At 73.6% G+C, this 10161-nt stretch carries 6 protein-coding genes; 4 read left to right on the forward strand and 2 right to left on the reverse strand.

All coding sequences use genetic code 11. The features are described 5' to 3' along the window. Positions 1–143: 143 nt before the first annotated feature. The 3 genes from ABTY15_RS11410 (at position 144) to ABTY15_RS11420 (ending at position 2209) form a co-directional block, all read left to right on the forward strand. Positions 144–911, forward strand: coding sequence for a hypothetical protein (locus tag ABTY15_RS11410; RefSeq protein ID WP_350580118.1), 768 nt, complete (start codon positions 144–146; stop codon positions 909–911). A 340-nt stretch (positions 912–1251) separates the two neighbouring features. Then, on the forward strand, positions 1252–1647 hold the full coding sequence (locus ABTY15_RS11415; protein ID WP_350580121.1) for a cold-shock protein: 396 nt from the start codon (positions 1252–1254) through the stop codon (positions 1645–1647). Between the two features lie 40 nt (positions 1648–1687). Further along, on the forward strand, positions 1688–2209 hold the full coding sequence (locus tag ABTY15_RS11420) for a protein-tyrosine phosphatase family protein (protein WP_350580124.1): 522 nt from the start codon (positions 1688–1690) through the stop codon (positions 2207–2209). A gap of 7 nt (positions 2210–2216) precedes the next feature. Here the strand turns inward: ABTY15_RS11420 and hemC are convergent, their stop codons facing one another. After that, on the reverse strand, positions 2217–3158 hold the full coding sequence (gene hemC, locus ABTY15_RS11425) for a hydroxymethylbilane synthase (RefSeq protein ID WP_350580127.1): 942 nt from the start codon (positions 3156–3158) through the stop codon (positions 2217–2219). Between the two features lie 215 nt (positions 3159–3373). Here hemC and ABTY15_RS11430 point away from each other — a divergent pair, with 215 nt between their 5' ends. Continuing rightward, complete coding sequence (locus ABTY15_RS11430) at positions 3374–4624, forward strand: alpha-hydroxy acid oxidase (protein WP_350580129.1); 1251 nt, start codon at positions 3374–3376, stop codon at positions 4622–4624. An 87-nt stretch (positions 4625–4711) separates the two neighbouring features. On the opposite strand, the gene ABTY15_RS11435 is transcribed toward ABTY15_RS11430, so the two are convergent. Then, complete coding sequence (locus ABTY15_RS11435; RefSeq protein ID WP_350580143.1) at positions 4712–10156, reverse strand: non-ribosomal peptide synthetase; 5445 nt, start codon at positions 10154–10156, stop codon at positions 4712–4714. Positions 10157–10161: the final 5 nt, after the last annotated feature.

Consider the following 10161-nt stretch of genomic DNA (forward strand, 5'->3'; position numbering starts at 1 on the left):
CCGCACGACCGCTGAACCGGGCCCCCGGTCCGGCCCGCCGCCTCCTCGGCGCCGGCCGGGCCGGGGGCCCGCCCCGTTTCCCCAGGTCAGTAGGATCCTCGGGTCTCATCCCGGATCACCTTCTCGTCCCCTAGGCGCACACCATGGCTCGTGACCTCCTGACCGTCTGCCTCCCGCCGACCCCGCCCGGCGAGGTCGCGGCGGCCCTGGACACCGTCATGGCCCGCTACTCCTACGACTTCGAGGCGCAGCCCGGCGGGCCCGCCTGGCAGGGCGAGTGGGACTCCTGGCACGTCTACGGCGGGTACGACGGCGACGGCTTCGCGGTCTCCCCGGTGCACGAGGCGGACCCGCGGCTGATCTTCGACCCCGCGCTGCCGAGTGGCACCCCGCGGGAGCGGACCCCCTCGCGCTGGGACGGCGGGCCGCGCGAGCTGCTCGACTTCGCCGCCGCCCGGGCGCCGGTCGCCGCGCGGGCCGCCGAACGCCTGCGCCGCTGGCAGGAGTTCGCGGCGCGCCACCCGGCCGCCCTGACCCTGGAGACCTTCGTCGAGCGCGCCCGCCGCGACCCCGCCGGCTACCCGCTCGCGCAGGCCCGCGCCGACTACTTCGCCCAGCCGCTGATCGCGGCGGCCGACACCTCGCCCGAGGTCTGCGGCCTCTTCCCGCGATTCGTCGACCCGCTGGACCACTTCCGGGGCGGGCCCGGGGAGTTCGTCCGCCGCGAGAGCGCCCGGGTCGTGCCGACCAACCACCTGCTGACGCTGGACGGCCGGTGGGTCGACGGCACCGTGGAGGACTGGGGCGCGCGGCTCGACGGCCGCACCGGCGACTACTACGCCTTCGCCGACGACTACCTGGAGAACCTGCCCGGGGAGTGCCTGGTGATCAGGCTCCGGTTCCATTTCTGACGATTCCAGTCCGACTTGAGCCTTGTCATGACTGAAACACCGTCAGGCTGGGCATAACAAGAACAGGCCGCCGAAGGGCCCGGCTGTAGCTCCCCCACGAGCGCAACCGGGCCCCGGGCCGGCAACCGGGCCTGGACATGACTCCCCCCACGGAGTGGTGACCAGGCCCGCCTCTTTTTCAACCAGCGACACGCAGCGTACATGCCATCTGTACGTAACGCTACTGTGCGGTCGAGGACACCATGCCCGGTCCGCGATCAGCTGGGGGTGTCGCCCCGGACGGCGCGCGCATACCCTGAGGGACAGCACCGTTCGTCGAAACATGTGATGGGGTTTGATTGTGGCTACGGGCAAGGTCATCAGGTTCGACGACATTCGCGGCTACGGGTTCATCGCGATCGGCGGCGGAGACGATGACGTTTTCCTGCACGCCAACGATCTCCTGGTGGAGAAGCACCTGATCAAGCCGGGCATCACGGTGGAGTTCGACCTCGAGGACGGCGACCGCGGCCCGAAGGCCTCCGCGGTGACCATCGTCGAGCACGCGCCGGCTCCCGCCGGGGAGCCGGTGGACGTCGACGACCTCATGTGCGAGGTGCTCACCATGAAGGAGCTCACGGACGAGATCACCGAGGCCCTGCTCCACGTCACTCCGTCCCTGACCGGCGAGCAGATCCTCAACATCCGCCGGTCGATGGCCAAGCTCGCCGCGAACCACGGCTGGGTGGAATCCTGACCGGGCCCGGAACACGTGGAGCCGCTGGACTGGAGGTAGGGTGACGTCGCGTCAGCACGACCAGGACGGCGGTGGCGGTGAGCCGCAGGCCCCGTGGAGCGAGATCGTGCCACGGCTGTGGATGGGCGGCCACCAGTGGACGGACTCCGCGGGCACGCCCCAACCGGCCGTTGTCGGCAGTGAGTTCGACCTGGTCGTCAGCCTGTTCAGCCAGCCCGGACACGGACCCGACCCGCAGGTCCGGCATCTGGTGAGCGAGTTCCCCGACGGCCGGCTCACCACCGAGCAGATCCGCACCGTCCAGGAACTGGCCCGGACCACGGCGGACGCCGTGCGCGACGGGCTCACCGTGCTGGTCCGCTGCCAGTCCGGGTACAACCGCTCCGGCCTGGTGGTGGCGCAGACCCTCATCGAGACGGGGTTGACGGCCGCCGAGGCCGTCGAGCTGATCCGCCTCAAGCGGTCGCCCTGGGCACTGGCCAACCCGACCTTCGAACAGTACCTCGCCACCGGCCTCGACGTCGCCTACCTGCTCACCGGCCTCGACGAGACCGCTGGCTGACGGCACGTCAACTGTGCGCCGCGGACGTCTCGATCAGCTCGCGGGCGCCCTGCCGGAGCAGTTCGACGCCGACCGAGGCGCCCAGCGCCTCGGGGTCGAGCGGCCCGGCCCACTGGTGGGCGTTGACCGCCCGCTTGCCGTCCGAGCTGAAGACGCCGGCCCGCAGCGACAGGCTGCCGTCACCGGCCGTCCGGGCGTATCCGGCGATCGGGCTGTTGCAGTGCCCCTGGAGAGCGTGCAGCAGCATCCGTTCGGCGGCCACCTGCCGGTGCGTGTCCGGGTCGCCGAGGGTGCGCACCGCCTCGATCAGCTCGGTGTCACCGGCCCGGCACTGCAGAGCCAGCGCCCCGGCGCCCAGGGCGGGCATCAGCCGCTCCGGCTCCAGCACCTCGCTGATCACCTCGCGGCACCCGAGCCGCTCCAGGCCCGCCACGGCCAGCAGCAGCGCGTCGACGTCCCCGGCCGCCAGCCGGGCCAGCCGGCGGTTGACGTTGCCGCGGATCGGCACGCACTCCAAGTGCGGGTGGGAGGCGGCCAGTTGAGCCGAACGGCGGACCGCCGAGGTGCCGATCCGGGTGCCGGGCGGCAGCCGGTCCAGGGTGCGCCCACCGGGGTGCACCAGGGCGTCGCGGATGTCGTCCCGGGCCAGGAAGGCCGCGAAGACCGTGCCGGCCGGCAGCGGACGGTCGGCCGGCACGTCCTTGACGCAGTGCACCGCCAGGTCGGCCGCACCGGCCAGCAGGGCGGCGTCCACCTCCTTGGTGAAGGCGCCCTTGCCGTCGACCAGCGCCAGATCGCCCAGCCACCGGTCACCGGTGGTCCGCACCGGTACCACCTCGGTGGCGGTCCCGGGGAACGCCGCGGCCAGCTCGGTACGGACTCGGTCGACCTGGGCGAGTGCCATCGGCGAGTCGCGGGAAACGATACGGATCACCGCAGGGAAGGCCATGGCCGCCACCCTAGGACAGTCGCCGCGAGGCCGTTGAGCAGTTGAACGCCCGACCGCCGGCCGACCGCCGCGACCTGCGGCGCAGCCCTGCGCCGGGCTGCGCAGGTCGAACACCCGTGGCCGGGCGGCGCGGCTCGGACGTACCGTCACCGGGACCTGATCGGACGGCGCCGCGAACCTCCGGGAGGGGCCCGCGGCTTGACCAGGAGTGGCCGATGAACAGCCCCCAACCGCCGCACGTGGACGACCAGTTGCGGCGCCGGATCGCACGACTGACCGAACTCGCCCCGGTGCTGCGCCCCCGGTGGCCCGCCGCCGGCGGCGCCGCGGGCCGGCTCACCTCGGCCGCCTCGGTGGCGGACCTGCGCGCGATCGCCCGCCGACGGACCCCCCGGGCGGTCTTCGACTACACCGACGGCGGCGCCGGTGAGGAGCAGTCGCTGGCCCGCAACCGGGCCGCGTTCCGCCGGGTGGAGTTCCGGCCGAGCGTGCTGCGGGACGTCTCGGCGGTCGACACCTCGGCACCGCTGCTGGGCGGCACGTCCGCACTGCCGATCGCGCTGGCCCCCACCGGCTTCACCCGGATGATGCACCACCGGGGCGAGATCGCGGTGGCCCGGGCCGCGGCGGACCACGGCCTGCCCTACACGCTCTCCACCCTCGGCACCACCGCGGCCGGCGCCCTGGCCGCCGCCGTGCCGGGAGTGCGCCGCTGGTTCCAGCTCTACCTGTGGCGGGACCGGGCCCGGAGCCTGGACCTGGTGCGCGGCGCGGCGGACGCCGGCTACGAGGCGCTGATGCTCACCGTGGACACCCCGGTGGCCGGCTCGCGCCTGCGGGACGTGCGCAACGGCATGACGATCCCGCCGGCGCTGACCGCGCGGACCCTCCTGGACGGCGCGCTGCGGCCGCGCTGGTGGCTGAACCTGCTGACCACGGCACCGCTGGAGTTCGCCTCGTTCCGCCAGTGGCAGGGCACCGCCGCGGACCTGGGCAACCTGATGTTCGACCCGTCGGCGACCGTCGAGGAGCTGGCCTGGCTGCGCGGGGTCTGGCCCGGAAAGCTCATCGTCAAGGGTGTCCAGACGGCCGAGGACGCCCACGCGCTCGCCGGCCTGGGCGTGGACGCGCTGGTGCTCAGCAACCACGGTGGCCGCCAACTGGACCGTGCGCCGGTGCCGTTGGAGGAGCTGCCGGCCGTGCTCAGTGCGGTCGACGGCCGCGCGGAGGTCTACCTCGACGGGGGCGTGCGGTCCGGCGCGGACGCGGTCGCCGCCGTCTGTCTGGGCGCCACCGGCGTGCTGATCGGCCGGGCCTACCTCTACGGCCTGATGGCGGGCGGCGAGGCCGGGGTGCGCCGGGTGCTGGACATCCTGGCGGCGGAGGTCCGGCAGACCATGCAGCTGCTGGGGGTCACCTCCGTCAAGGAGCTCACCCCGGACCGCGTCCGGTTGCGGCCGCTGTAGCGGCGTACGGGTGTGAGAGCGTGACGGGGTGCACAAACGGCGGCCCCGCCCGGAACCTCCGGGCGGGGCCGCCGTTCGTGCGGGCCGCTACGACCGGCGCAGCCGGTCCTGGATCGCGGCACCGATCTGCCGGAGCACCTCCGGCTTGAGCATCCCGGCGTGCGAGCAGTCCATCCGCCGGTACTCCACCGGTCCGTCCAGGTACTCGTGCCAGACGTCCGGCCGCAGCACCTGGTCGGTCTCCCGGGTGGCGGCGAACAGCATCATCTCGGTCGCGACCCGGCGGTGCCGGTAGCGCCGGGTGATGTCGATGTTGTTCTCCATCACCCGCATGATGGTCAGGAACTCGCTCTCCGCGATGCTGCCGAGGACGGTGTTGGTGGTCCTGGCCACCTCCGCGAACTCCTCGAAGGTCATCGCCTCGGTCCGGAGTTCGGCGGTGCTCACGCCCAGCAGTTCGAGGATGCCCCGGTAGTACTCCTGGTGTGCGTGCTCGGGGATCTCCTCCTCCGCCTCGGCGGGCTTGGCGTCCAGGCAGACCATCAGCTCGACCCGCCGGCCGCGCTCGGCCAGCCGGGCCGCCACCGCGTGCGCGACGATGCCGCCGAAGGAGTGCCCCATCAGCCGGTAGGGGCCCTCCGGCTGGACCCGGACCATCGCCTCGATGCAGTCGTCCGCCACCGCCTCGACCGAGGTCGGCAGGTCGTCCGGGTCGGACAGGCCGCGGGCCTGGAGGCCGTACACCGGGATGTCGGCGCCCACGTACGGCAGCAGGCTCGCGTAGTTCCAGCACATGCCACCGCCCGAGTGCAGGCAGAACAGCGGCGGCTGGTCCCCCTTGGTACGCAGCGGCAGCAGCACCTCGAAGGCGCTGGACGGGCCGGCCGGGCCCTGCCCGGGCTCCTGGTCGAGCCGCAGGGCGAGCTCCGCGACGGTGGGCGACTCGAAGAAGGTGCGCAGCGGCAGCTCGACGCCGAGGACCGCCCGGATCCGGCTGATCAGCGTGGTGGCCAGCAGGGAGTGGCCGCCCAGGTCGAAGAACCCGTCGTCGGCTCCGACCCCGGGCAGGCCCAGCACCTCGGCGAACAGGCCGCAGAGCACCTCCTCCTGCGGTGTGCGCGGCGGGCGCCCGCCGGCCCGGCCGCCGTAGTCGGGGGCGGGCAGCGCCTTGCGGTCCACCTTCCCGTTCGGGCTGAGCGGCAGCGCGGGCAGGGCCGTCACCGCCGCCGGCACCATGTAGCCGGGCAGTCGGTCGCGCAGCGCGTCGCGCACCGCGGTCACCGAGAAGCCCTCGGGCTCCTCGGGCACCACGTAGGCCACCAGGCGCGGATCCGTGCCGCGGTACCGGTGGACCGTCACCACGGCCTGGACGATGCCCGGCTGCCGCAGCAACTCGGCCTGCACCTCGCCGGGTTCGACCCGGAAGCCGCGGATCTTCACCTGGTCGTCGGCCCGGCCCAGGTACTCCAGCCGGCCGTCCGCGTTCCAGCGGACCAGGTCACCGGTCCGGTACATCCGCTCACCCTGCGCCGGGCCTCCCGGCGCACCGAGCGGGTTGGCCACGAAGCGCTCCGCGGTCAGCCCGGGACGGCCCAGGTAGCCGCGGGCCAGCCCCGCGCCCGCGATGTACAGCTCACCGATGACGCCCCGCGGCACCGGCTTCAGGCCCGCGTCCAGGACGTAGCCGGACAGCCCGAACAGCGGGCGCCCCATGGGGACCACCCCGGTCTCCCGACCGGTCAGCGGGGTGCTCATCGCGGCCCCGACGGTGGACTCGGTGGGTCCGTAGGCGTTGATCATCCGGCGCCCCGGCGCCCAGCGCTCCACCAGGTCGGGCGAGCACGCCTCACCGGCCACCAGCAGCGTCCTCAGCTCCGGGAGCGGCAGCCCCGGGCCCTGCGCGTCCAGGGTCGCCAGGACCGACGGCGGCAGCGTCACATGCGTCACCCGCCGCTCGGTGAACGTCCCGGCCAGCGCGTCACCGGCCAGCGCGTCGGCGGACGCCGCCACCAGCGCCGCACCGGAGGCGAAGGCCATCACCAGCTCCCACACCGAGACGTCGAAGCTGGGCGAGGCGAACTGGAGCACCCGGCTGTCCGGTGTGAGGTCGAACGCGTCCAGCTGCGCCCGGGCCAGGTTGGCGATCCCGGCGTGGGTCACCTCGACGCCCTTGGGGCGGCCGGTGGAGCCGGAGGTGTAGATCACGTAGGCGGTGTGCGCGGGGTGGATCGCCACCGCCGGATCGGTGTCGGGCCGGCCGGAGAGGTCCTGACCGGCCGCCCAGTCGTCGTCGACGACCAGCGCCGGCGCGGCGTCGGTCAGCATGTACTCGATCCGCTCGGCCGGGTAGTCCGGGTCCACCGGGACGTACGCGGCGCCGGTCTTCAGCACGGCCAGGACGGCGGTGACCAGCGCCGGCCCGCGCCGCATCAGCAGCGCGACCCGCTGCTCGGGGCCGATGCCGAGGCCGCGCAGGTGGTGGGCCAGGCGGTTCGCGCGGCGATCCAGCTCGGCGTAGGACAGCTCGCCGTCCGCCGCGATCGTGGCCACCGCGTCCGGGGCGCGGCGGACCGCGGCGGCGAACAGCTCCGGCAGGGTGATCGGCGGCAGGTCCTCGCGCTGCGCGTTGGACCAGTCGAGCAGTTCCTCGCGTTCCCGCGCCTCCAGCAGCTCCAGGGCCCTGACCGGCTGCTGCGGATCGCGGATCGCCTCATCCAGCAGCCGGCTCCAGCGGGCGGCGAAGGCGTCGATGGTGGCCGGGTCGTACAGGTCGGTGGCGTACTCGATCAGCCCGCTGAGCCCGGTCGGCCGGCCCGCCGCGTCGAAGGTCTCGGTCACGCTGACGAACACGTCGAACTTGGCGGACCCGACACCGGACTTCTCCGCCCGCACCGCCAGCCCCGGCAGGTCGAACCGGGCTCCCGAGTCGTTCTGCAACACCAGGACGACCTGGAACAGCGGGTGGTGGGCCGTCGAGCGCTGCGGGTTGAGCGCCTCCACCAGGTACTCGAACGGCAGGTCCTGGTGGGTGTACGCGGCCAGGCTGGTCTCCCGGACCCGCGCCAGCAGTTCGGCGAAGGTCGGATCGCCCGATGCGTCGGTGCGCAGCACCAGGGTGTTGACGAAGAACCCGACCAGCTGGTCCAGGCTCTCGTCCGCGCGCCCGGCGATCGGCGAGCCGACCGGGACGTCGTCGCCGGCGCCGAGCCGGGACAGCAGCGCCACGAGGCCCGCCTGGAGCACCATGAACAGGGTGGCGTCCGCCGACCGGGCCAGCTCGCGCAGACCGGCGTGGGTGTCCGGGCCGACCTGGAACTGCATCACTTCGCCACGGTAGGAGGCGACGGCCGGGCGCGGCCGGTCCGGGGGCAGCGTGGCCTGCTCCGGCAGCGCAGCCAGGTGCTCGGTCCAGTAGGCAGCCTGGCGTCGGAAGAGACTGTCCGGGTCGGCGCCGTCGCCCAGCAGCTCGTGCTGCCAGAGGGTGAAGTCGGCGTACTGCACCGGCAACGGGGCCCAGTCGGGTCGCACGCCGTCCCGCCGCGCGGTGTACGCGGCCACCAGGTCGCTGGTCAGCGGGCCCATCGACCATCCGTCGGCGGCGATGTGGTGGATCACCACGACCAGCACCGACTCATCGGGGCCGGTCACCAGCAGGCCCGCCCGGAACGGGATCTCGCGGTCCAGCGCGAAGCCGTGCTGCACGATCCGCGCCACCCGCTCGGGCACCTGCTCCTCGGCGACCTCGGCCAACTCCAGCTCCACCCGCGCCTGTTCAGGGACGAGCACCTGCTGCCGCGGTTGGCCGTCGACGTCCGGGAAGACCGTGCGCAGCGGCTCGTGCCGGGCCACCACGTCGTCCAGTGCGGCCTCCAGCGCGGCCACGTCCACCTTGCCGGTCAGGCGGAGCACCAGCGGCATGTTGTAGGTCGCCGACGGGCCCTCGAACTTGTACAGGAACCAGAGCCGCCGCTGCGCGAACGACAGCGGGAGCGACTCCGGCCGCGGCCGTGGTTCCAGCACCGGCCGGGTGCCCGCCTCGGTCAGCCGGCCGGCCAGCCGGGCCACCGTCGGGGCGTCGAACAGGGCCCGCAGCGGCAGCTCCACGCCCAGCACCGCCCGCACCCGGCTCACCAGCCGGGTCGCCAGCAGCGAGTGACCGCCCAGGTCGAAGAAGTCGTCGTCCACCCCGACGGCCGGCACGCCGAGCACCCCGGCGAAGAGCTCGCAGAGCACCTCCTCCGTCCGGGTCCGCGGCGCCCGGGAGCCGGCGGTGCCGACGTACTCGGGCGCCGGCAGTGCGGCCCGGTCGATCTTGCCGCTCACGGTGAGCGGGAAGCCGTCCAGGGCGACGAACGCGGACGGCACCAGGTAGGCGGGCAGTCGGCGGCGCAGCGCGTCACGCAGGGCGCCGAGTGGGCGGCCGCGGTGGTCCTCCAGGACGACGTACGCCACCAGGCGCACATCGTCGTCCCGGTACCGCCGCGCCACCACCAGGGCCTGCGCCACCCCGGGCTCCCGCTCCAACAGCGCCTGCACCTCGGCGGGTTCGACGCGGAAGCCGCGGATCTTCACCTGGTCGTCCGCGCGGCCCAGGTACTCGAGCAGGCCGTCGGCGTTCCAGCGGACCAGGTCGCCGGTCCGGTACATGCGGTCACCCGGGGCGCCGTACGGGTTGGCGACGAAGCGTTCTGCGGTGAGCCCCGGCCGGTTGCCGTAGCCGCGCGCCAGGCCCGGGCCGGAGACGTACAGCTCGCCCGGGACGCCTGCCGGTACCAGGCCGAGCCGCTCGTCCAGCACCAGCACACCCGCCCCCGGGACCGGACGGCCGATCGGCGTGCCTCCACCCGGCAGCAACGGGTCGCTGATCGCCGCAGCCACGGTGATCTCGGTGGGGCCGTAGGCGTTGATCATCCGGCGCCCGGGTGCCCAGCGCTCCACCAGCTCCGGCGAGCACGCCTCCGCGCCGACGACCAGCCCGACCAAGTCGCCCAGCCGCTCCCACGCACCCGCGGGCAACGTCGCCAGGACGGAGGGCGGCAGGAACGCATGCGTCACACCGCCGGACGCCAGCGCCTCCTCCAGCTCCGCACCCACCAGGACCGAACCACCCGGCACCACCAGCGCCGCACCGGCACCCCAGGCCAGGACGAGTTCCAGGACGGATGCGTCAAAGCTCAGCGAAGCCGAACGCAGCACCCGACTCGATCCGCCCACACCCGCGCGCCCGCACAATCCTGCGGAGAAGCCACCCACGCCCGCGTGTGTGACCGTCACGCCCTTCGGGGTGCCGCTCGTGCCCGAGGTGTAGATCACGTAGGCGGCACTGGCCGCACGCACCGACACGTCCGGGGTTCCCGTCGGTTGACGATCCCAGGCGGCCACCGTGGCCGGATCGCCGATCAGCACCGATGGAACGTCGAGGTGACGATCCGTCAGCACGAGTCCGGGGGCGGCGTCGCCGACCAGGTAAGCGATCCGCTCGGCCGGATACTCCGGATCGATCGGAAGGTACGCCGCACCGGACTTGAGGATGCCGA

The organism is Kitasatospora sp. NPDC097643 (genome assembly GCF_040302625.1).
Lineage (GTDB): Bacteria > Actinomycetota > Actinomycetes > Streptomycetales > Streptomycetaceae > Kitasatospora.